Genomic DNA, 22182 nt, shown 5'->3' with positions numbered 1-22182 from the left:
AGTTGTTAAGAAGGGGCCCCTCCTCTACCGGATGCGTTAAGGAGGGGCCCTTCCTTACGTCCGCAGGACGCCGAGGCGCTGGGTGGCGCGGGTGAGCGCGACGTAGAGGTCGCTGTGCCCGCGCGGCGACTCGGACACGATCCGTTCCGGCTCCACCACCAGCACCGAGTCGAACTCCAGCCCCTTGGCCTGCTCGGTGGTCAGCACCACCACCCGGTTCGCCAGCTCCGGCTGCTCGCCGACGGTCGCCTCGGGCAGCGCCGCGACGACCGCGGCCCCCAGCTCGGTCACCCGCCCGGTCGGCACGATCACGCCGAGCCGCCCGTCGCCCAGCCCGGACGCCTCCTCCGCGGTCGCCTCGACCAGCGCGTCGACCAGCGAGGCCGCCGCGACGGTGCGGTCCCACGGCGGTACGCCGGTGGCGCGTACCGAGCGGGGCGGGCGCAGGGCCGGGTCGATCTCGGCGAGCACGTCGGCGGCGACCGCCATGATCTCGGCGGGGGTGCGGTAGCTGACGGTCAGCTCCTCCAGCCGCCACCGGTCCGCCACGTACGGCGCCAGCGCCTCGTCCCAGGACGGGGTGCCGGCCAGCGCGCCGGTCTGCGCGACGTCCCCGACGACGGTCATCGACCGGCTCGGGCAGCGGCGCATCAGCAGCCGCCAGGCCATCGGCGAGAGCTCCTGCGCCTCGTCGACGATGACGTGCCCGAACGCCCACGTCCGGTCCGCCGCGGCGCGTTGCGCGGTGGTGAGCCGGTCGGACTCCTCCTGCCGCTCGGAGAGCCGGGCGGCGTCGATCAGGTCGGTCACGCCGAGGATCTCACCGCCGTCGGCCTCGTCCTCCACGTCGATCGAGCGGGAGCCGCGCCAGATCTCCAGCACGCCCTCGGCGTACTCGCGTTCCATCGCGCGGATCCGTTCCCGGCGGGCGGCGGCGGCGCGTTCGTCCTCGCCGAGCAGTTCGGCGGCCTCGTCCAGCAGCGGCACGTCGGCCGGCGTCCAGCCGCCGGGCTCCCGGTGCAGGGCGGCCCGCTCGGCGTCGGTGAGCATCGGCGCGGCGGCGGCGATCCGCTCCGGCGACGCGAACAGGTCGGCGAGCAGGCGCTGCGGGGTGAGCACCGGCCACAGCTCGTCCAGCGCGGCCCGGATCTCCGGCTCCTCGCGCAGCTCGCGGCGGATCTCGGCCCGGTCCGCCTCGGAGAGCAGGTTCTCCCCGCCCAGCGGGTCCGCGCCGATGCGCTCGGCCACCTGGTCGGCGAGCGCGTGCACGATCTCGATGTCGAACAGCGCGCGGGCCAGGTTGTGCGCCCGGCCGGTGCGGCGGACCCGGTCGCGGGCCTGGCGGACCGTCTCCGGGTCGAGCGTGAGCACCTCGCGCTGGGGCAGCTCGATCGCGATCGGCTCGGCCGGCACCCACTGCCGGTCCCGGACCGCCGCGGCGAGCACCTCGGTCAGCACGGCGCGGCCCTTGAGCGCGGCGGTGGTGGCCGGCTCGACGCGCCGGGCGTGCACCCCGGGAAAGAGATCGGCCTGGGTACGCAGCAGCACGCCGGTCTCGGCCAGCGCCGGCAGCACCTGGGAGATGTAGCGCAGGAACGTGGCGTTCGGGCCGACCAGCAGCACGCCCCGGGTGGAGAGCTGCTGCCGGTGCGTGTAGAGCAGGTAGGCGGCCCGGTGCAGCGCCACCGCCGTCTTGCCGGTGCCCGGCCCGCCCTGTACCACCATCACGCCCGGCAGGTCGGCGCGGATGATCCGGTCCTGCTCGGCCTGGATCGTCTCGACGATGTCGCGCATCCGGCCGGTACGCCCGGCGTTGAGCGCGGCGAGCAGCGACGCCTCGCCGGTGACCTCCTCGTGGGCGGTGGGGGAGGCGGCGGTGATGTCCAGCACCTCGTCGTTGAGCCCGGTGACCTTGCGCTCGCGGGTACGCAGGTGCCGCCGCCGGCGTACGCCCTGCGGGTTGGCGGCGGTGGCCAGGTAGAACGGGCGGGCGGCCGGGGCGCGCCAGTCCATCAGCAGCGGGTCGTAGTCGCCGGAGGTGTCGAAGATGCCGATCCGGCCGATGTAGCGGGCGGTGCCGTCGTCGCCGTCGAGGCGGCCGAAGCAGAGGCCGGACTCGACCGCGGAGAACTGCTCGACCTGGTCGGCGTACATCGCGACGGTGGCGTCGCGCTGCGACCGCGCCTGCTGGGTGCCGCCGGTGTGGCGCAACTCCTCGTCGAGTCGGCGGGCGGCCTGGTCCCGCATGCCGTCCAGCCGGTCGTAGAGCATCGAGACGTACTCCTGCTCGCGACCGATCTCGTCGTCCTGGTGCAGGTCACCCGCCACGTCGGAGTGCATTGACAAGCCGGCTCCTCATTGACTAAAATTGCCGCAGGAATGGCATTCAAAAGCCATTCCTTTTTTGTGCCTGAACTGAGAAAGATAGCGCGTCGCCCGCCACCCGACCAAGCCCGGACACGGCTCGGGGCCCGGTCGACGTCCGCCGACCGGGCCCCGAGCGCGGCGGTTCAGCCCTTGGCCGCCTGGTAGAGCCGCTCCGGCGTGACCAGCCCGGCGAGCACCCGGCCGTCGTCGGTCAGCAGCACGCTGAACAGCTTGCCGCTGAGCAGCCGGCCGCTACCCCAGTCGCCGCTGACCTTCGGCAGGTCACCGAGCACCCGGCCCAGCATCTCCGCGTCCGGCGCGTCCTTGCCGGCCTTCGCGCCGCCGGCGCCCGCGCCGAGCGCCTCGTCGAGCTTGGCGACCACCACGGTGGTCCAGCCGGTGCCGACGGTACGCACGTCGGGGCGGTCGGCGTCCGCCCCGCCGGTGGCCTTGCCGGCCCCCGGCGCACCGGGCATCCGGCCGGCCGGCCCGGGCCGCTCGTCGGCCGGCGCCTCGGTGACCTTGACGCCGGGCGGCGGGTTGAAGCGGAACTGGTCGGCGTCCGGGGTCCGGAAGTCGACCTGGGTGAACGCCACCTCGAACGCCGGCTCGTCGGCGCCGTCGGCGAGCACCTCGAAGCGCAGCGGCACGTGCTCCTTGGCATCCAGCGCGATCCGCACCTGGTGCACGAGCGACGCCTTGTCGCGCGGCGTGAGCACCAGCTCGTACACGTCCCGACCGGCCACCGTGGCCGAGCGGCCCACGGTCACCGCCGTGGTCGGGTCGATCGCGGCCAGCGCCTGCTCGGTGGCGTCGGCCGGGGTGGCCGGCGCGGACGCCAGGTCCTTGCCGTCGGCCGGCAGCTTCCGGTGGACGGCGGTGTTCTCCCGGCTGTTCCAGGTCCAGACGTCGCGCCCGTTGCGCAGCACGTCCTGCTCGCCGAGCGTGTCGACCAGGGCGAGCCGCTGCCGGTCCTCGCCGCCGTACCAGACGCGCAGCGTGTGCGTGCCGGAGACCAGGCCGGCGAGCTGGTTGCCGGTGGCCTGGCCGGCGAGCGCGGCGATCGGCGGCAGACCGAGGTCGGCGCGCTGCACCACGGTGCCGGAGAGCCCGTCCAGGCGGGACGTACGCAGGTCTTCCAGCAGCTGGGCCGCGCTGCGCGGCGGCAGGGCCGGGTCGGCGCCGGCGGCGAACGTGCCGACGGCCGCGCCACCACCGATCACGGCGACCCCCGCGGTCACCGGGACCAGCCAGCGCAGCACGGCGCGGTTCTTCATCACGGACATAGTGTGCACCTCCTGCGCTCCATGCTGCGCGATCGTCGCTGTGACGACGCTGAGGAGATCCCCTACGGGTGACCCCATGGTGGCACCCTGGACCGGTGCGGTTGCTGGTGGTGGAGGACGAGACGCGGCTCGCCGCGGCGCTGCGGCGGGGCCTGTCGGCGGAGGGCTTCGTGGTCGACGTGGCCGGCACCGGCCCGGAGGGGCTGGACGCGGCCCGGCACGGTGAGTACGACGCGATGATCCTCGACGTGATGCTGCCCGGCCTCTCCGGCTACGAGGTGGTGCGCCGGCTGCGCGCCGAGCAGCGCTGGCTGCCGGTGCTGATGCTCTCGGCCAAGGACGGCGAGTACGACCAGGCCGACGGGCTGGACTGCGGCGCCGACGACTACCTGACCAAGCCCTTCTCGTACGTGGTGCTGCTGGCCCGGCTGCGGGCGCTGCTGCGCCGCGGCGCGCCCCGGCGGCCGGCCGTGCTGACGGTCGGTGACCTGCGCCTGGACCCGGCCCGGCGGCGGGTCACCCGGGACGACGTCGAGGTGGTGCTGACCAGCCGCGAGTACGCGCTGCTCGACTACCTGATGCGCCGGGCCGGCGAGGTGGTGTCGAAGACCGAGCTGCTGGACCACGTCTGGGACGCCTCGGTCGACACCGCGCCGAACGCGGTGGAGGTCTACGTCGGCTACCTGCGCCGCAAGATCGGCCGGGAGCGGCTGGAGACGGTCCGGGGCGCCGGCTACCGGTTGGCCACGTGATCCGCCCGCTGCGCCGCCTGGGACTGCGGGCCCGGCTGCTGGCGCTGGGCGTGCTCGGGCTGGTGCTCGGGTTCGCGCTCGGCGGCGCGCTGCTGCTCGGCGCGCTCGGCTGGACGCTGCAACGGTCGGTGGACGAGGAGGCGCTGCGCACCGCCGACGCGGTCGCCCTGCTCACCGCCGAGGACGCGCTGCCGGACCCGTTGCCGGTGGCCGGCGGGCAGCTGCGGGTGCAGGTGGTCGACGGGCAGGCCCGGATCCGGGCCGCGTCGATCGACGCGGACCGCCTGGTGCCGATGCTCGGCCCGGACGAGCTGCGGCCCGGGCAGCGGCAGCGGCTGGTGGTGGACGGGCAGCGGGTCGGCATGTCCGGGCCGGTGCGGGTGGTGACGGTGCCGGCCGGCACGCCCCAGGAGCCGCGCACGGTGCTGGTGGCGAAGTCGCTCTCCGACGTCCGGCACAGCCTGCACGTGGTGCGCAACCTGCTGCTGGTCGGCTTCCCGCTGCTGGTGGCCGGGCTGGCGGTGGTGGCGTGGCGGGTGGTCGGCGCGACGCTGCGCCCGGTGGAGGAGCTGCGCAGCGGCGCCGCCGAGATCACCGGCCGGGCGGGGACGGAACGCCTGCCGGTGCCGGCCGGGCAGGACGAGATCCACCGGCTCGCGGTGACGCTCAACGACATGCTGGACCGGTTGGCCGCGTCCCGGGACCGGCAGCGGGCGTTCGTCGCCGACGCCGCGCACGAGTTGCGCAGCCCGCTGACCAACATGCGGACCGAGCTGGAGGTGGCCCGCCGGCTCGGCGGCGACACCGACTGGCCGGCGGTGGCCGACGACCTGCTGGCCGACACCGAGCGGCTGGGCCGCCTGGTCGACGACCTGCTGCTGCTGGCCCGCCTGGACGAGCAGGCGGCGCGACCGTCGCCGGTGGGTCCGGTGGAGCTGGGTGGGCTGCTGCGCACGGTGGCCGCCCGCTACCCGTCCCCGCCGGTGCGGCTGGTCGTGCCGGACGGGGCGTGGTGGGTCGAGGGGGATCCGGGGGAGCTGCGCCGGGTGCTGGTCAACCTGGTGGACAACGCGCTGCGGCACGCGCACGGCGCGGTGGAGCTGGCCGTGACCGGCCCGGCCGGGGCGTACCACCTGGTCACGGTGACCGACGACGGGCCGGGCGTCCCGGCGGCGGACCGGGAGCGGGTGTTCGCCCGGTTCACCCGGCTGGACGACGCGCGGGCCCGCGACGCCGGCGGCGCGGGCCTCGGCCTGGCCATCGTGCGCGAGCTGGTGCGCCGGGCCGGTGGCACGGTCGAGCTGACGGACGCGACGCCGGGCGCCGTCGCGCCCGGGCTGCGGGCGACGGTACGCCTGCCGGCGCTGGCCGAACCGGACCCGGAGTGAGGCGTCAGCGGCGCCGTTTCGTGCAGACCGGCCCGGTCCGCGCGACGCTGTCGGTGGACCAGACCAGCGCCACGGTGAAGCAGTAGTCGGTGGTGCGGTCGAGGCCGTAGGCGATGTAGTCGGTGGAGCCGGCCGGCAGCGTGGCGAACGTGCCCTGCGGCTGGCCCGAGCGGCCCCCGGCGATCACCACCGGGCCCTCCGCGCCGGTCGGGTAGGTCCAGCTCAGCACGATGCTGTCGCGCCGGTCGGTGAGCGCGAGCCGCCCGGGCGGGGTGCCCGGGGAGGCGGCCGGCGGCGTGGTCGGGGCGGGCCGGCTCGGTGCCGGCGGGCCGCTCGACGCGGGCGGCGGCGTGTCGCGGGCGTCGTCCACCCGGGACACCCCGGCGATCACCGCGATGGTGCCGAGCAGCAGCGCCACCACCACTCCGAGCACCGCCAGCGGCAGCCAGGGCCGGGCGCGCGGCTCGGCGGCGGGCGGCCGGGGCACGTGCACCGGCAGGTAGCGCGACGGCGGCCCGGGCGGGTCGGCCGGCGGCACCCGGCGTACGCCCGGCGGCGGGTCGTCGGTGAGCCCGACCACGGTCGGGGGCAGCGCGTCCTCGCCGGGCCGCCACGGCTGGTCGACCGGGTCCTCCGGCGGCCACGGGTAGTCGTCGAACGCGTCGCCGTCGGCTTCGGGCGGGGTGCGGGGCGTGGGCACGTGCGCCGCGTCGGCGCCCCGGCCCGGTGGGTGGTAGAGCGGCGTCCGGACCGGGTCGTCGAGCGCGGGCGGGGTGTAGGGCGGCAGGTCGGGGGGACCCTCGGTGGGCGGGGGGACGCGGGCGGCGGGCACCACCGGGGTCTCCGGGGCGGGCGGCTCGGGCGCGGGGCAGACGTGGTCCGGGTCGGCGGCGGCCCGGGCCAGCCCGGCCACCTGCCCGGCGAGCGGGTCGTCGGAGTCCAGGTGGGCCCGGCACAGGTCCTCGGCGAGCGCCAGGTGCTCGTGCGCGTCGGCGTACCGGCCGCAGTCGCGTTCCATCGCGCCGAGCTTGGCCAGCATCTTGATGCCGCTGGGGTGGCCGTCGCCGTAGACCTCGCGGTGCAGCTCCCACGCGTCCTGGAGCCGGTCGCGGGCCACCTCGCACTGGCCGCGCGCGTATTCGACGGTGGCCAGGTCGGCGTGGGCGGCCAGCACCCGCTGGGACTCCGGCCCGTCGCGGGCGGTCAGCTCGATGATGACGTCGGAGTAGAGCCGGGCCGCCCGGGCGTCGCTGCCGACCCGGTGCAGCACCGCGGCCAGGGTGGCGGCGGCGGTGACGGTGCGCTCGTCGGATCGGCCGAACAGCCGGGTGGTTGCCGCGTACGCGAATGCGGCCCAGCCCCGGGCGGAGTGCGGCTCGCCGAGCGCGACCAGCAGCCGGGCCTGCAAGCCGGCGGCGTCGGCCAGCTCGGGGGAGGCGTTGGCGGGGCGGGGGTCGGCGTCGCTGAGCGCCTCGGCGAGCAGCCGTTGCGCGCCGGTCAGGTCGCCTTCGGACACCAGGTGGTGCGCCTGGACGGTCAGGTCAGCGAAGCCGGAGGACACGCCCCATCGTGCTCATCCGGCGACGGTAAGTACAACCCCCGGAGTGGATCAGTTTGGTCCCGATCCGGTCAGGTGGGCGGCGAGCGTCTCGCTGATCCGGCGGAGCTGGTCGACCTGGGCCGGGCTGAGCGCGTCGAACAGGTGCCGGCGTACCCCCTCGACGTGGCCGGGGGCGGCGGCGGCCAGGGTGGCGAAGCCGTCGTCGGTGAGCACGGCGAGCTGGCCGCGTCGGTCGGTGGGGCAGTCCTCCCGGCGGATCCAGCCGGCGGCCTCCAGGCGGGCGGCGGCGTGCGAGAGCCGGCTGCGCGAGGAGCCGGTGGCGTCGGCCAGGTCGCTCATCCGCAGCCGCCGGTCGGGGGCCTCGGAGAGCCGGACCAGGATCTCGTAGTAGGCGTGCGGCATGCCGGCGTCGCGTTGCAGCTCGCGGTCGAGCGTCTCCATCAGCGCCCGGGAGGCGGTGAGGAAGGCGCGCCAGGTCCGCTGCTCGTCGGGTTCCAGCCACCGGGTCATGACGACCATCATAACGCCGGTTGTTGAACGCTCAACCAAACCGGGGTACCGTCGGAGCCATGGGAATCCACCGGCTCAACCACGCCGTCCTCTACGTCAGTGACCTGGAGCGCAGCGTCGCCTTCTACCGCGACGTGCTGGGCTTCCGCCGGGTCCCGATGACGCCGGACGGCTTCCGCGGCGCCGCCTTCCTCCAGGCGCCCGACTCCACCAACGACCACGACCTCGGGCTGTTCGAGATCGGCGCGGCGGCCGGGGCGTCGCAGGCCGGCCGGGCCACCGTCGGCCTCTACCACCTGGCCTGGGAGCTGGACACGCTCGACGAGCTGGGCGCCACCGCCGAGCGGCTGGCCGCCGCCGGCGCGCTGGTCGGCACGTCGGACCACGGCACCACCAAGAGTCTCTACGGTCGCGACCCGGACGGGCTGGAGTTCGAGATCGTCTGGATCGTCCCGGCCGCCCTGCTCGACGACGCCGCGCTCACCGCCCGCAAGCGGATCGGCCGGCTCGACCTGGACCGCGAGCGGCAGCGCTACGGCGGCCAGACCCGCGGCGGCGTGGGCATCTCCGTCCCGGCCTGACCGGGGTACGCGGCCACCACGCCGCCCGGGTGCGGTAGAAACGGCACCATGTCGACCGACGCCGTCCTGCGCGAGCTGCTCGTCCGCCAGCTCGACCACTGGCTCCCCGCGGCGCTGCACCGGGCCCGGCGGGCCACGCTCGCGCTCGCGTACGCCGGGGGTTCCGCCGTCGGCGCGGAGGCGGCGCTGCGGGTGGTGGCCGAGTTCGCCGACCGGCTGCGCGGGCGGCGGCTGACCGTGCTGGTGCTGGCGGACGCCGACCCGGACCTGCCGGCGCGCCTCGGCGCCGCCGAGGTCGACCTGCCGAGCGACGTCGCCGTGCACGTGGTGCCCGGCTCGCCGGACCGGCTGCCGGTGGCGCTCAAGGCGGCCGGGGCGGCCGGCGCGCCGCTGTTCACCCTCGTCGACGGCGCCGAGCCGGACCCGGCCCTGCTGGCCGCCGCCGCGTCCGGCCGCCCGGCCGAGCTGCTGCTGGTCACCGCGCCCGGCCGGTCGCTGCGCCCGGCGCTGGCCGCGGCCGGCTTCCCGCTGGTCACCGAGGTCGAGCTGGTGGGGGACGGGCCGGCCCGGCTGCTCGGCTACGCCACCGGCTCCGACCGGGGCCTGGAGGCGGTCAAGGAGGCGCTCTGGGCGGTCGACGAATACGCCGGGGTGCGTTACCGCGACCCGGCCGATCCGCAGGGCCGGCTGCTCGACATCTCGCTGGAGCCCGAGCCCGGCCCGCTGCGGCGCGAGCTGCTGGCCGAGCTGGAGCGCTCCGGCCCGCTGACGGTCAGCGAGCTGCGCCGCTTCGCCGCGACGGACACGGTCTACCGGCCCGCCGACGCCAACCGCGCGCTGGCCTCGATGCTCGCCGCCGGCGCGGTGACCCGCGACCCGGAGCACGGCCGGCTCGGCGGCGACGTGCGGGTCAGCGTCGCCCGGCCCGCTGGGTCATCTGCCTGACCACCACGGACGCGCCGGTGGCGACCACGCCGATGCTGAAGACCATCTGGGCGCAGACGGCCACCCGGGCGATCTGCCCCTGGGCGTGCACATCGCCGTAGCCGATCGTGGTGAGCGTCGCCAGCGCGAAGTAGAGCGCGTCGATCCGGGTGTGCAGCCCGACGAACTCACCGGGCCGGGTGTCCGCCACCACGTAGTCGGCCAACGCGAAGACCAGCAGCCCGGCGATCAGCGCGACGGCGAGCCGGGTGAGCGCCCGGTCCTCCTCCCGGCCGGTCGGCTGCTCGCGGGTGAGCTGGCGGCGGACCTGGCCGGTGACCAGGAACGCGACCACGGCGACCAGCAGCAGCGTGCCGGCGGACCGCAGGGCCAGCCGCAGCCCGTTCGGGTCCGCCTCGACCGGCACCAGGAAGTAGCCGACCAGCATCAGCACGCAGGCCGCGACGGCCCGCCGCCGCATCCGCCGCAGGGTCAGATCCGCCATGTCGAGATTGTTCCGTCGGGGGGTCCTCGTCGGCGGCCGAACGGCGAACCCGGCCCGGACGACGAAGGGGACGACCGGCGAACCGCCGGCGTCCCCTTCGTCGTAACGGTCCGCGGACCGTCAGGCCTTGTCCTGCTTCCAGGAGAGCGGCCCCGGAAGGTCCACGCGGTGGGCGCGGGTGTTCGAGTTCCAGGACCAACGGCCGATCTTGATGCTCCACGAGGAGAACCCGTTCTGGGTGAAGTGGAGGATCAGCGGTCCGTACTTCTTGCGCTTGCGGAACTGGACGCCCATCGGGGGTGCCTCCTTCTTCGTCTCCCTGCCTCTGCGGCATCGAACATGCCCGGATCGACGTTCCGCGAAACCCGGTCGGATCCGCTCTGGACGGTGGGGCCCACCGCCCGGCACAATCTCTATTTAACGGGTAGGTGTTAAGGGGTGGTAAATGCTGGTGGCGACGGCTCGTAACAAAGCCAGCGATGAAAGTCTCACTGACTGGAAGGGCGTTGACCGGCGGAGAGAGCGGCCGGCAGCATGAGGACATGTCGCAGCGGAACGAGCTTCTCCTCACCGCTCGCGTGCACGTCGACCTGGTCCGGCACGCGAGCGCGCTCTGTTGAGCCGAGCGCTCGTCGTTCCCTCTCCGCCGGCCGACCTCACCACGCTCTCCCTCGCCACACCCCGGCGTCCCCTCGTCGCCGCCAACGCCCCGATCTGGTCAAGGTCCGGCCCGGTATCGCACCGGTAATCGGGGGTACGGAGTCCGAAGCCCGTGCCCTCGCCGACGAACTGGAGGCGCTGATCGTGCCCGAGCACGCCCTCGCCCAACTCTCCGGCCGGCCCGCCGGGAACGGCTCACCCCGCAGGTTCACCCAGGGCGCCGCCGACGGCTTCAACGTCATCCCACCGCTGCTACCCCACCGACTGGAGGCCTTCGTGGATCACGTCGTACCACTGCTGCGCCGACGCGGGCTGTTCCGATCGGAATACACCGGGCGCGCCCTGCGCGAGCACTACGGCCTGCCCCGACCGGCCAGCGTCCACGTCACCCGAGAGCTGGTGGCGTCGTGACCACCGTGGACCGCCCCGACGCCGGCACCGTCGAGCTGCGCCCGGTGGACGTCGACTCGTTCCGCGGCCTGCTGCGCCGGCAGGCGTCCACGGTCACCGTGGTCACCACGCCCGGCCTGCGCGGCAACCGGATGCGGGCGGACCTGCCGCCGGCCGGCTTCACCGCCACCTCGTTCACCTCGGTGTCGCTGGACCCGCCGCTGGTGTCGGTCTGCCTCGGCCGCACGTCGTCGAGCTGGCCCACCGTCGAGCAGGCCGAGCACGTGGCCGTGCACCTGCTCGCCTCCGGGCAGCAGGAGATCGCGCAGATCTTTGCCACCAGCGGCATCGACCGGTTCACCGCCCACCCGGGCTGGACCACCGGGCCGTTCGGCGTGCCGCTGATCGGCGACGCGCTCGCCGTGCTGCTGTGCCGGGTGGTCCGGCGGATCGAGGCCGGCGACCACACCATCCTGCTCGGCGAACCGCTCGCGCTGGGCGCCGGCGAGCACGGCGCCCAACCGCCGGACGCCTGCCGGGAGCGGCTGCCCCGGCTGCCCTATGAAGAGGTGGTCAGCACGCTGTGATCAGCGGGGCTCCCACGCGTCCGGCTGGGCGGTCAGCTTGCGCACGTGCGCCGGTAGCCGGCCGCTGACCAGCTCGTCCAGGCTCACCTCGTCGACCACCCGGCGCACCGAGGCGCGCACCGCCACCCAGAGCCGGGGCAGGTTCTCCGCCGCTCCCTCGTACCGCGTCTCCTCCGGGCGCAGCCCGCGGACCCCGGCGAGCGGGCCGTCGACGGCGCGCAACACCTGCCCGATGGTGGTCTCGCGCGGCGGGCGGGCGAGGGTGTAGCCGCCCTCGGCGCCGCGTTGCGCCCGGACGATCCCGGCCCGGCGCAGGTCGGCCAGGACCGCTTCGAGGAACTTGCGGGGCATGTCCTGCTCCGCCGCGATGGCCTGGGTGGACAGCAGGGTGGGGTACGCGGTGGCCAGGCTCAGGGCTGCCCGGACCGCGTAGTCGCCGCGCGCGGAGATCTGCACAGTGCCATCATGCCCGGCCGGCCGGCGCGGGGGAGTCGGCGGGCGGGCGGGGACGCACCAGACGGACGGGCAGCGGCCGTTCCCGGCCGGCCCGGAACGCGCCCGGGCTCACCCCGACCTCGCGGGTGAAGAAGCGCCCGAAGTTGGTCGGCTCGGGAAAACCGAGCCGCCGGCCGATCCGGGCGATCGGCTCGTCGGTGGCGGCGAGCAGCCGGCAGGCCTGCAACGCGACCCGCTCGTCCACCACCTGCTTCGCGCTGCGGCCGGTCACCGCCAGGCAGGCCCGGGTCAGGGTACGCACCGAGCAGCCGATCCGGGCGGCGTAGTCCTCGACCCGGCGGGTGTCCCGGTAGCCGCGTTCCACCTCCCGGCACAGCCGCCGGAACGTCTCCGCCTCGGCCCGTGGCGCGGGCGACCGGTCGGGGTGCGGCAGCAGGCTCAGCCGCAGCAGCAGCACGGCGAGCTGGTGGCGCAGCAGCGCCGCGGCGGCGGGCACCAGCGCGTGCCGGTCGGCGTCCACGGCCAGCTGGCTCACCTCGCCGATCACCGCGTCCTCGTCCTCGCCGGCGAGCTGCCGGTGGGTCGGCACCGCGTCCGGGTCGACGTCGAGGCCGCGCAGCGCGTCCGGCCCCCAGCTCACCACCGTCGCGTCCAGCTGCGTGCCGACGCAGCGCAGCGCCTGGCCGGGGTGGGCGCGCAGCAGCGTGCCCGGCCGGCAGGGCACGGCCCGGAAGTCCAGCTCGGCGGTGCCGTGTCCGTGGGTGACCAGGATCAACACGTCCCGGTCGAGCAGGACCGGCCGGGGCCAGCCGCGGTCGGCAGTGAGGTCGTCGAGCGCGCCGGTGACGATCTCGTCGGTGCCGAGGCGGGGCTCCGACAGGCCGGTGCGGGTGGCCGGGGAGGGCTGACCGGTAGTGACCATCATCCCGACGGTAACCGGCCCGGCGGCACGTTGCATCTCGACGCTTTCGCCCCGCTCGGGCCGCTCTTGTCGGCGCGCACGCCCGGCGGTTAGGTTACCGATCGGTAAGGCCCGGGCCGGGGGACCGGTCCGCGGCCCGGGCGACGGCGATGGGATGCGCATGACGGATCTGTTCTCGGTCGACGGCAAGACGGTGGTGGTCACCGGCGGCTCGCGGGGGATCGGGCTGATGATCGCCCGCGGTTTCGTCCGGGCCGGCGCCCGGGTCGTCATCTCCTCGCGCAAGGCCGACGTGTGCGAGTCGGTGGCCAAGGAACTCTCCGCCGAGGGCCACTGCGAGGCCATCCCGGCGGACCTGGGCAGCGACGAGGGCGCGCTCGCCCTCGCCGAGGCAGTGCGGCAGCGCCACGACCGGGTGCACGTGCTGGTCAACAACGCCGGCGCCACCTGGGGCGCGCCGCTGGAGGAATACCCGGAAGGCGCGTTCGACAAGCTCTGGGCGGTCAACGTCAAGGCCGTCTTCCGGCTCACCACCGCGCTGCTGCCCGAACTGCGCGCCGCCGCCGCCGCCGACGACGACCCGGCCCGGGTGATCAACATCGGGTCCATCGACGGCATCCGGGTGCCGTTCATGGAGGTGTATGCCTACTCGGCCACCAAGGCGGCCGTGCACATGCTCACCCGCAGCCTGGCCCACCAGCTCGCCGGCGAGCGGATCACCGTCAACGCGATCGCGCCCGGCCCGTTCGAGAGCAAGATGATGGCGTTCGCGCTGGACGACCCGCAGTCGCGCGCGGCCATCGAGCAGCAGGTGCCGCTGGGCCGGATCGGGCGCCCCGAGGACATGGCCGGCACCGCGATCTACCTCGCGTCGCGCGCCGGCGCCTACCTGACCGGCGCGGTCATCCCGGTCGACGGCGGGATCACCACGCACGGCTGAGCGCGCGGCGGCGTACCCCCGGGGTGAGACGGCCCGGGGCCGCGCGGACTCGGCAGATCCGCGCGGCCCCGGGTGGTTGCCGTGTCAGCGCCCGGCGAGCAGCCGGGTCACCGCGGTGTCGACGTCCAGGTGCTCGGCCTCACGGCCGCGCGGGACGACGACGTAGGTCCGGCGCAGGAAGCGCACCAGCACGCTGCGCGGGACCTCGAACAGGGCGTTGCCGTCCGGGGACGACAGCGCGAGCGCGACGAAGTCGCCGCGCGGGGTGGCCCACGGCCAGACCCGGACGTCGCCGATGCCGGCCGGCTCGTCGAGCCCGGTGACCAGCAGTTCGCGGGCGAACGACCAGCTCACCGCCTCGCCGCCGGCGGACTCGGCATGGAACAGGACATGGACCGCATACGGGTCAGCAGGGTCGTAACGCAGGCTGGCACGCACCGGCAAGGCGGTGGCGTCAGGCGCGACGAGCCTTAGCGACGTCTCGACCTCTACGGTCGTCGGTCGGATGACACTCATGGACGTTCTCCCCCCGGCACCGCTGCGGAACGCGCGTGTCCCGCTTTTCCCATACTCAGGTGCTGCTCCTGGCTACGCTCCGCCATACGCTGACTTCACCCAGTGGTGGGAAGGGGGTCGGAAAGCCTTCGGGAACGTGAGAACCCTTGTAGGATTTCCGGTTCCGCCCACTCCGTCGTCCCGCCCGGCAACGGGTGGTTCAGTCGTCGACTTACTCCGGTAACGTCCAGTCGTCAGCAGGGGTGACGGTCCCGGGCGACACTGGGGGTGGAAATGGTCACGAGGGGATCCTCGGTGACGGCGCGGACCAGGGCCGAATCGCCGAAAGGTGCGGCCCGAGCAGCCAAAAGGCGGGGGTACGAGGTGTCGGTCGACGGGCGTTCGCAGGGCGCTCTGGCGGAGCGCAGGCGGGGCTGGCGAGGCCGCCTGCACACCACCCTGGAGCTGATCCGCGCCAACCCCACCGGCCGCGTCGCCCTCAAGGTCTTCATCGGCATCCTCGGCGCCCTCGTGGTCACCGTCGGCATCGCCCTCATCCCGCTGCCCGGCCCCGGCTGGCTGCTGGTCATCGCCGGCCTCGGCGTCTGGGCCGTCGAGTTCCACTGGGCCCGCCGGCTGCTCGCGTTCACCCGCCGACACGTCAACTCCTGGACGCGTTGGGTGACCAGCAGGTCGCTCGGCGTCCGCTTCGTGCTCGGCGCCGTCGGCCTGGTCTTCGTGTCGGTGGTGGTGTGGCTGTCGCTCAAGTACAGCCTCGGCATCGACGTGGTGGCGCGGGCGATGCACTACCTCGCGACGCACTGAGACCCGGTTTTTGGTCCGGGCCCTCGATCGGGTAGAGTCATGCGCGCTGAGGGCGATTAGCTCAGCGGGAGAGCGCTTCGTTCACACCGAAGAGGTCACTGGTTCGATCCCAGTATCGCCCACGCAGGTCAAAGGCCACTTCCCGGCAACGGGAGGTGGCCTTTCTGCTTGCGTACAGCAGCTTTGCGCAGCAGTTCTCGTCAGCGGCTCAGGGATTCGCCGAGGCGCTTGAGTGCTCTACTGATGGGATGCGTGCCCGACTTCTTCTCTGCGTCGCCTTGCTGGCTGCGGGCGTGACGGCGGCAGGGACCGGACTCATGGTCGCCTTGGGATACGTCGCGCAGCCAGGGCCCTTCAACGAGGCGATGCTGGGCGCGGTAGGCGGGGGGATGGCCGCGGCGGGCTTCCGCCGTTGGAGGAGGTACCACTCCTCGGCCTTGGGACACACACGGGGCACAAGACAGCGTGAAACGTCGGCAACCAACCGCCAATGACGTGAGCCCAAGACGGCACGGGACCAGCATGCGGAACGGGCCGGCGCAGGTCACGGGAGGACTCATCCCAGCTCCGCTTCAACGTCTGAGTTAGGAGTGCCTGGCCCGGACGAAGTCCGCGTAGTCCTCCCCCTGGCCGTCACGGACGTCGCGCGACCAGATGCCATATTCGAGGGCGCCGAGGATCGGTCGGTGTCGCAGCGGTCGGAGCACCGCCAGCCCACGATGCGGTTGGAGAACACATCCCGCACCGCGGCCAGCCAGAACACACCCACACCGCAGGGGATGCGGGTGGCGTCAGCGACCCACAACCGGTTCTGCGCCGCAGCCGTGATCTGCCGGTTCACCAGGTCCGGAGCCGGTGTCGCCCTCGGGTTCGACCGGGTGGACGGGATGCGCCACTTCTTGCGCAGGAACGCCCCTTGCAGGCCAGCGTCGCGCATCAACCGCTCGACCCGCTTGCGGTCCACGTGTCGGCCTTGGCGGCGCAGCATCGCGTGCACCCTTGGGCTGCCGTAGGTGCCGCCGGAGACGTCATGGGTCTCCGCGATCTCGACCGCCAGGTCGGCGTCCTCGCGTCGCCGCGCGGACGGGTTCGCGGTGTGGGCGAGCCAGCCGTAGTAGGTCGACACCGCGATGTTGAGGACCCGGAGGACGGGCTCGACCCCGAAGCGGTCTTTCAGCTCGTCGACGAGCGTCACGACCGTCGCCGGGTCGGGTCGAGTTCCGAGGCGAAAAAAGCCGACCGATACGCCGCGTCTGGACAGCGGAGGCATGACACACATAAACGTCGCTAACAGCAGGACGTCCCCGTCCAGCTTTCTCAGCTGGACGGGGACGTCGCTCTTCCTTCGGCTAGCTGGCGATCTTTTCGTAGGCGCCCCAGTTGAAGCCGAACTCGGTGCCGGTGCCGGGCAGGAAGCCTCCGCTGCCGTTGCCGGCGAAGAGGTGGAGGTTCGTGGTGGTGGCGTTGCGGGCGATGAGGTCGGCCTTGGTGTCGCCGTTCCAGTCGCCTACGGCGACGATCGTGTCGTAGGCGCCCCAGTTGAAGCCGAACTCGGTGCCGGTGCCGGGCAGGAAGCCTCCGCTGCCGTTGCCGGCGAAGAGGTGGAGGTTCGTGGTGGTGGCGTTGCGGGCGATGAGGTCGGCCTTGGTGTCGCCGTTCCAGTCGCCTACGGCGACGATCGTGTCGTAGGCGCCCCAGTTGAAGCCGAACTCGGTGCCGGTGCCGGGCAGGAAGCCTCCGCTGCCGTTGCCGGCGAAGAGGTGGAGATTCGTGGTGGTGGCGTTGCGGGCGATGAGGTCGGCCTTGGTGTCGCCGTTCCAGTCGCCTACGGCGACGATCGTGTCGTAGGCGCCCCAGTTGAAGCCGAACTCGGTGCCGGTGCCGGGCAGGAAGCCTCCGCTGCCGTTGCCGGCGAAGAGGTGGAGATTCGTGGTGGTGGCGTTGCGGGCGATGAGGTCGGCCTTGGTGTCGCCGTTCCAGTCGCCTACGGCGACGATCGTGTCGTAGGCGCCCCAGTTGAAGCCGAACTCGGTGCCGGTGCCGGGCAGGAAGCCTCCGCTGCCGTTGCCGGCGAAGAGGTGGAGATTCGTGGTGGTGGCGTTGCGGGCGATGAGGTCGGCCTTGGTGTCGCCACTCCAATCGATAGCACTCAGACGTCCACCGCCCCCGATAAGGTCGTAGCCGTACCAGTTGCTTCCGAACACGGTGCCGGTGTCTGGCAGGAATCCGCCGGATCCGTTGCCGGCGAAGAGGTGCATGTTCTTGGTGCTGGCGTTGCGGGCGATGATGTCTGGCTTGGTGTCGCCGTTCCAGTCGCCTGGGGAGAAGATGGTGTCGTAGCCGTACCAGTTGTTCCCGAACACGGTGCCGGTGTCTGGCAGGAATCCGCCGGATCCGTTGCCGGCGAAGAGGTGCATGTTCTTGGTGCTGGCGTTGCGGGCGATGATGTCTGGCTTGGTGTCGCCGTTCCAGTCGCCTGGGGAGAAGATGGTGTCGTAGCCGTACCAGTTGTTCCCGAACACGGTGCCGGTGTCTGGCAGGAATCCGCCGGATCCGTTGCCGGCGAAGAGGTGCATGTTCTTGGTGCTGGCGTTGCGGGCGATGATGTCTGGCTTGGTGTCGCCGTTCCAGTCGCCTGGGGAGAAGATGGTGTCGTAGCCGTACCAGTTGTTCCCGAACACGGTGCCGGTGTCTGGCAGGAATCCGCCGGATCCGTTGCCGGCGAAGAGGTGCATGTTCTTGGTGCTGGCGTTGCGGGCGATGATGTCTGGCTTGGTGTCGCCGTTCCAGTCGCCTGGGGAGAAGATGGTGTCGTAGCCGTACCAGTTGTTCCCGAACACGGTGCCGGTGTCTGGCAGGAATCCGCCGGATCCGTCGCCGGCAAAGAGGTGCATGTTCTTGGTGCTCGCGGTGCGCGCGATAATGTCATTTTTTCCGTCGGCGTCGAAATCGTCGCGACTGCTTCGACCCCCCTCGCCGATGATGTCGAAGGCCTTCCAGTCGTTGCTGAAGACCCCGCCGGTGCCGGCTTGGAAGTCGCCGGCTCCGTTGCCCTTGTAGAGGTGCAGGTTCTTGGTCTGGGCGTTGCGGGCGATGATGTCTGGCTTGCCGTCGCCGCTGAAGTCGCCGGGGGAGAAGATGGTGTCGAAGGCCTTCCAGTCGTTGCTGAAGACCCCGCCGGTGCCGGCTTGGAAGTCGCCGGCTCCGTTGCCCTTGTAGAGGTGCAGGTTCTTGGTCTGGGCGTTGCGGGCGATGATGTCTGGCTTGCCGTCGCCGCTGAAGTCGCCGGGGGAGAAGATGGTGTCGAAGGCCTTCCAGTCGTTGCTGAAGACCCCGCCGGTGCCGGCTTGGAAGTCGCCGGCTCCGTTGCCCTTGTAGAGGTGCAGGTTCTTGGTCTGGGCGTTGCGGGCGATGATGTCTGGCTTGCCGTCGCCGCTGAAGTCGCCGGGGGAGAAGATGGTGTCGAAGGCCTTCCAGTCGTTGCTGAAGACCCCGCCGGTGCCGCCTTGGAAGCCGCCGGCTCCGTTGCCCTTGTAGAGGTGCAGGTTCTTGGTCTGGGCGTTGCGGGCGATGACGTCTGGCCTGCCGTCGCCGCTGAAGTCGCCGGGGGAGAAGATGGTGTCGAAGGCCTTCCAGTCGTTGCTGAAGGCGCTGCCGGTGCCGGACTGGAAGCCGCCGGCTCCGTTGCCCTTATACAGGTGTAGGTCCTTGCTTTGAGCGTGGCGGGCGATGATGTCCACTCGGCGGTCGCCGTCGAAATCACCCCGAACCGGCGGCGGATCGCTGCCACCTCCTCCGCCGTCGCCGCCGCCGTCCCCGCCGCCCCCGCCCCCGCCACCGTTGCCGTTCGGGCAAATTACAATCTCGCTAGATTGCTGCTCGGCGCCGATAGAATTGCTCTGGTTGGCAATGCTCACTTGAAATCCAAATGGAGCACTCAGGCCGAAACCGTTAATGTTCGCATCGTCTCGGGTATGCGTCATTCGAGCTCTGGCACTGGCGCGCCGACAATCCCCGCTCGGCAGATCGAATCCGTTGACGATGTTGCCGCCGTACGAGTTATGGTCAACATATTCAAGATCGACGGGCAGTGGGTTCCCCAGGCAGTGGCCTAGTTCGTCACGTACGGCTCGGTTGAAATCCTGCCAGTACCAGGCGCGCCCGTATACGTCAGCTTCGAGCGGATCCCCGCCGTTCGCATCAAGTGCTTTGAACCCGTAATCGTCGATATAATGGTCTAAATTCGGGTTGCCCCAAATGGTTGCGGAGCTTGTGAAATTTGCATATCCTCCTTCTCCGTCCGGATTGTCGATTCGGAGCGCGAAGCCGTCTGCGTTGCCAACGCTGTCGCCCCGGCAATCCCAGTCATATTCATCGTCGGCGTAGCCGATATTCCGCCATGTGTAACTGGCTGTTGCATAGTATCGGTTGGGAATCGTTTGGCGATCGAACCACAAGGAAACGCTATTGATCATAACGTCCCCTTGGATGCTGCGTGACTCGGCCTTCGGCATTGCAAGTTGCTCGAGACACCAGTCTTGTGCCAGCGATTGGAGGATTTCACTGGCCGGTGCACCGGCGGTGGCGAGTTTGGCCATGGCGGCGCTGAGGTTCGCAGCCGAAGTGGCCTTTCCAGCGGCTCCACCCTTTTTGCTGCAGCCCTTCGCCTTAGCATTTCCGGGTGTAGGCGTGGCGGAGGCTGATGACGGCGGTGTCAGCCCAATCAGTGAAACTGCAAAAGCCGCCACCGCGAAAAGCTGCGGGGTTCTAGCTCTCATATCTCGTCCCTTGGTCGGTGCAACCACGATCTGGACGCGGACTGTAGCAGTCAAATTTGTCGTTCGCTGCCCCTGTGGGTGGGTAATCCACGCTTGGGTCTGGCCCCTCTGCCTAGCTGAACCGCGACTACGGATGTATCCGGGCAGATTGCCATATGAAAGCGCCAGAGAATGGTTCAGAGAAGACGAGAAGCGGCTAAAGTCCGACAAGATCAATCAAATGGTCGTAAGCATAGGATCTTGACCCCAGCATGGCTGAGCTGCAGCGGAAGCCATGGAGTTGCTAGCCCTGTCCGCGATGATTGGACAGAGCGAGGGCCGCTCGCCGGCTTCTTGCTCAAATGGCCGCAACAGGGAGACGGGCCACCCCGGGGTTGGCTGGGCGTGGGCCGTTACAGGTCATCGACAGCAGCGGCGACAGCAAGCGGCCGGGGCGAGGGCAGCGGGCTTGCAGCGAGGTCGTGATGACCCGCTCTACTGATGGGATGCGTGCCCGACTCCTTCTCTGCGTCGCCTCGCTGGCTGCGGGCGTGACGGCGGCAGGGACCGGACTCATGGTCGCCTTGGGATACGTCGCGCAGCCAGGGCCCTTCAACGAGGCGATGCTGGGCGCGGTGGGCGGGGGGATGGCCGCGGCGGGCTTCCGCCGTTGGAGGACGTACCACTCCTCGGCCTTGGGACACACACGGGGCGCAAGACAGCGTTGACAAGCGTGAAACGTCGGCAATCAACGACCTATGACGTGAGCCCGAGACGGCACGAGGCCAGCATGGCGGAGCGGGGTCGGCGCAGGTCACGGGAGACTGCATCTCAGTTCCGCTTCAACGTCTGAGTCAGGTTTTCCTGGCTCGGACGAAGTCCGCATAGTCCTCTCCGGCAACCCCGTGGTTGACCCAACGGTGCGGCGACGCCCCGGTCGTGCGCTCTGCCAGTTCCAGCGCTTCGGCCGGGTCCTGCACGTGCCCGATGATGCGGCCAGGTCCGGGGTCGTCTTCGCCTTCTGGGTCAAGCGGCGGGAACACCGACAGGTCCCGGGAGTCTTCGTCGTCCAGGTCCTGCACGTCATGGACTGACAGGTTGTAGCCGCCTTGCCACGGCCAGATCGAGACCCAGCGGATGCCTTCGATGCCCTTCAGCGTGGCGGGTCCGAGGAACTGCTCGACCTCCTTCCTGCGCTGAAGCGTGCCAAGGAGGAAGGACCGGCTGAGGTATCGCACGCTCGGAGGCTACCGGCCGCAACAGCGGATGCCTTCTTGCGCTCGACAGCAACGGCGACAGCAACCGGGCCGGACGTAAAGGGACTCAGTAGGACAGCGGCAGACCTCTGCCCGAGGTCACAGACACATGCGAACCAGCCCGGACGATGCGCCCAGGACTTAGAAGCGAGAGGCCAAGGGCTCCCGGATCAGCAGTGACCTACGTCGCCGTCGTGTTGTAGCGATCAAGTGTCGCCTTGGACGTCGAGACGTCGCGGAAGACGAGTTCCCACGGGCCGGTGTTCACGTCCATGTCTTTGCCGAAGCCGATCCACTTTCCGGCCATCCGTCGACCGGTCGGTTCGGCGATGAGTTGGATTGCCCCGTGGTATCGCGCGCCGCGGTAGTAGCCGGTGGGGTCGGTCTGCTCTACCCAGGTGCCGGTGACGACGGCACCGTCCACGGTCAGGTCCAGCGAGAGAGACGATGACGCCGAGCCAGGCAGACTGCGCGCGGTGAGCCGATCGCCGTGCTGGAGCAGCACCACGAAGTGTTGTCCGGCGAAGGAGTCTCCCCGCCCGCTGGAGTAGTACTGGTAACGGCTGAGCCACACGCCTTCGTAGGACTGATGGACCGTCGTGGGCTTGGCTGTCGGGGTGGCCAGGCTGGACACGGGCGAGGTCAGATCGTGGCCGCCGTGGTCGTCGTCGGCGACATGCCCGCCGGGCACCGCGTCGAAGCCGAGCAGTGAGATGGGTAGCCCGGTAACCACCTCCAGGGCGCGGGCGTAGACGGGGCGGGGCGCGGCGATTGCTCCGGACTCCCATCGCTGGACGAGTCTCTTGTTGGCGTCGTTGGGTTCGCCGACGCGGTGGCCGGCGGCCTGGAGAGCGCGAGCGAAGTCGTCCTGGCTCATGCGCATCCCGGTGCGGACGGCCCGCAGGGCGGTGTTGGGGGCGGCCATGACTGCCACCATAGCGCTGTGTCGTCCTAATGTCGCCGGCTAAGTGACCTGATTGTCGGCTCTTGTGCCGTCGCAGTAGATGACATCTCGACGTC

Annotated in this window: 22 protein-coding genes and 1 tRNA gene; 10 read left to right on the top strand and 13 right to left on the bottom strand. The window is 71.5% G+C overall.

The window, feature by feature from the left end; all coding sequences use genetic code 11:
• Nucleotides 1-54: 54 nt before the first annotated feature.
• Nucleotides 55-2340 (bottom strand): AAA family ATPase, encoded by a 2286-nt coding sequence (locus CO540_RS10465; protein ID WP_172968007.1) that lies wholly within the window; start codon nt 2338-2340, stop codon nt 55-57.
• A gap of 170 nt (nt 2341-2510) precedes the next feature.
• A complete protein-coding gene (locus CO540_RS10460; RefSeq protein WP_099161886.1) occupies nt 2511-3653 on the bottom strand; it encodes a sigma-E factor regulatory protein RseB domain-containing protein in 1143 nt (380 codons plus the stop codon).
• 95 nt (nt 3654-3748) lie between these two features.
• Here CO540_RS10460 and CO540_RS10455 point away from each other — a divergent pair, with 95 nt between their 5' ends.
• Both CO540_RS10455 and CO540_RS10450 read left to right on the top strand, forming a co-directional pair.
• On the top strand, nt 3749-4405 hold the full coding sequence (locus CO540_RS10455; protein WP_091579106.1) for a response regulator transcription factor: 657 nt from the start codon (nt 3749-3751) through the stop codon (nt 4403-4405).
• Nucleotides 4406-4443: 38 nt separating this feature from the next.
• Complete coding sequence (locus CO540_RS10450) at nt 4444-5793, top strand: cell wall metabolism sensor histidine kinase WalK (RefSeq protein ID WP_099164698.1); 1350 nt, start codon at nt 4444-4446, stop codon at nt 5791-5793.
• A gap of 4 nt (nt 5794-5797) precedes the next feature.
• Here the strand turns inward: CO540_RS10450 and CO540_RS10445 are convergent, their stop codons facing one another.
• Together CO540_RS10445 and CO540_RS10440 are read right to left on the bottom strand one after the other, a co-directional pair.
• Complete coding sequence (locus CO540_RS10445) at nt 5798-7354, bottom strand: tetratricopeptide repeat protein (protein ID WP_099161885.1); 1557 nt, start codon at nt 7352-7354, stop codon at nt 5798-5800.
• 48 nt (nt 7355-7402) lie between these two features.
• Nucleotides 7403-7873, bottom strand: coding sequence for a MarR family winged helix-turn-helix transcriptional regulator (locus CO540_RS10440; RefSeq protein ID WP_091583884.1), 471 nt, complete (start codon nt 7871-7873; stop codon nt 7403-7405).
• Nucleotides 7874-7923: 50 nt separating this feature from the next.
• Here CO540_RS10440 and CO540_RS10435 point away from each other — a divergent pair, with 50 nt between their 5' ends.
• Both CO540_RS10435 and CO540_RS10430 read left to right on the top strand, forming a co-directional pair.
• Nucleotides 7924-8445, top strand: coding sequence for a VOC family protein (locus CO540_RS10435; protein ID WP_099161884.1), 522 nt, complete (start codon nt 7924-7926; stop codon nt 8443-8445).
• A gap of 48 nt (nt 8446-8493) precedes the next feature.
• The gene (locus tag CO540_RS10430; protein WP_099161883.1) at nt 8494-9390 is read left to right on the top strand and encodes a hypothetical protein; all 897 of its coding nucleotides are present in this window, start codon (nt 8494-8496) and stop codon (nt 9388-9390) included.
• On the opposite strand, the gene CO540_RS10425 is transcribed toward CO540_RS10430, so the two are convergent.
• Both CO540_RS10425 and CO540_RS10420 read right to left on the bottom strand, forming a co-directional pair.
• Nucleotides 9356-9874: a potassium channel family protein gene (locus CO540_RS10425; protein WP_099161882.1), complete on the bottom strand. Its 519-nt coding sequence runs from the start codon at nt 9872-9874 to the stop codon at nt 9356-9358. The two genes, CO540_RS10430 and CO540_RS10425, sit on opposite strands and share 35 nt — an antisense overlap.
• Nucleotides 9875-9994: 120 nt before the next feature.
• Nucleotides 9995-10168, bottom strand: a complete 174-nt coding sequence (locus CO540_RS10420; protein ID WP_064498970.1) for a DUF4236 domain-containing protein — start codon at nt 10166-10168, stop codon at nt 9995-9997.
• 185 nt (nt 10169-10353) lie between these two features.
• Between CO540_RS10420 and CO540_RS31315 the strand changes: the two genes are divergently transcribed.
• The 3 genes from CO540_RS31315 (at nt 10354) to CO540_RS10410 (ending at nt 11511) form a co-directional block, all read left to right on the top strand.
• Nucleotides 10354-10494, top strand: a complete 141-nt coding sequence (locus CO540_RS31315; protein WP_371682277.1) for a putative leader peptide — start codon at nt 10354-10356, stop codon at nt 10492-10494.
• A gap of 184 nt (nt 10495-10678) precedes the next feature.
• Entirely contained in the window at nt 10679-10945 is a 267-nt protein-coding gene (locus CO540_RS10415; protein ID WP_099161881.1) for a hypothetical protein, read from the top strand.
• Nucleotides 10942-11511: a flavin reductase family protein gene (locus CO540_RS10410; RefSeq protein ID WP_253866605.1), complete on the top strand. Its 570-nt coding sequence runs from the start codon at nt 10942-10944 to the stop codon at nt 11509-11511. Before CO540_RS10415 ends, CO540_RS10410 begins: the two co-directional genes overlap by 4 nt.
• On the opposite strand, the gene CO540_RS10405 is transcribed toward CO540_RS10410, so the two are convergent.
• Both CO540_RS10405 and CO540_RS10400 read right to left on the bottom strand, forming a co-directional pair.
• A complete protein-coding gene (locus CO540_RS10405; RefSeq protein ID WP_098745685.1) occupies nt 11512-11967 on the bottom strand; it encodes an Rrf2 family transcriptional regulator in 456 nt (151 codons plus the stop codon). It lies immediately after the preceding gene.
• A gap of 7 nt (nt 11968-11974) precedes the next feature.
• The gene (locus CO540_RS10400) at nt 11975-12892 is read right to left on the bottom strand and encodes an AraC family transcriptional regulator (RefSeq protein WP_099161880.1); all 918 of its coding nucleotides are present in this window, start codon (nt 12890-12892) and stop codon (nt 11975-11977) included.
• A gap of 157 nt (nt 12893-13049) precedes the next feature.
• Here CO540_RS10400 and CO540_RS10395 point away from each other — a divergent pair, with 157 nt between their 5' ends.
• Nucleotides 13050-13829, top strand: a complete 780-nt coding sequence (locus tag CO540_RS10395; protein WP_099161879.1) for a glucose 1-dehydrogenase — start codon at nt 13050-13052, stop codon at nt 13827-13829.
• An 84-nt stretch (nt 13830-13913) separates the two neighbouring features.
• Here the strand turns inward: CO540_RS10395 and CO540_RS10390 are convergent, their stop codons facing one another.
• On the bottom strand, nt 13914-14345 hold the full coding sequence (locus tag CO540_RS10390) for an SsgA family sporulation/cell division regulator (RefSeq protein WP_053653619.1): 432 nt from the start codon (nt 14343-14345) through the stop codon (nt 13914-13916).
• Nucleotides 14346-14618: 273 nt separating this feature from the next.
• On the opposite strand from CO540_RS10390, the gene CO540_RS10385 reads away from it, so the two are divergent.
• Nucleotides 14619-15149, top strand: coding sequence for a TIGR02611 family protein (locus tag CO540_RS10385; RefSeq protein ID WP_172967823.1), 531 nt, complete (start codon nt 14619-14621; stop codon nt 15147-15149).
• Nucleotides 15150-15199: 50 nt separating this feature from the next.
• Nucleotides 15200-15271: transfer RNA gene (locus tag CO540_RS10380), tRNA-Val, on the top strand.
• A gap of 434 nt (nt 15272-15705) precedes the next feature.
• On the opposite strand, the gene CO540_RS10375 is transcribed toward CO540_RS10380, so the two are convergent.
• The 4 genes from CO540_RS10375 to CO540_RS10360 form a co-directional block, all read right to left on the bottom strand.
• The gene (locus CO540_RS10375; protein ID WP_157779102.1) at nt 15706-16344 is read right to left on the bottom strand and encodes an IS3 family transposase; all 639 of its coding nucleotides are present in this window, start codon (nt 16342-16344) and stop codon (nt 15706-15708) included.
• 154 nt (nt 16345-16498) lie between these two features.
• A complete protein-coding gene (locus CO540_RS10370; protein ID WP_172967822.1) occupies nt 16499-19747 on the bottom strand; it encodes an FG-GAP-like repeat-containing protein in 3249 nt (1082 codons plus the stop codon).
• Nucleotides 19748-20760: 1013 nt separating this feature from the next.
• Entirely contained in the window at nt 20761-21144 is a 384-nt protein-coding gene (locus tag CO540_RS10365; protein ID WP_099161876.1) for a hypothetical protein, read from the bottom strand.
• A gap of 199 nt (nt 21145-21343) precedes the next feature.
• Nucleotides 21344-22099: a helix-turn-helix domain-containing protein gene (locus CO540_RS10360; RefSeq protein ID WP_371682276.1), complete on the bottom strand. Its 756-nt coding sequence runs from the start codon at nt 22097-22099 to the stop codon at nt 21344-21346.
• Nucleotides 22100-22182: the final 83 nt, after the last annotated feature.

This window comes from Micromonospora sp. WMMA2032 (assembly GCF_002688545.1).
GTDB lineage: Bacteria > Actinomycetota > Actinomycetes > Mycobacteriales > Micromonosporaceae > Micromonospora > Micromonospora sediminicola.
This window is presented reverse-complemented; position numbering and strand designations above follow the sequence as displayed.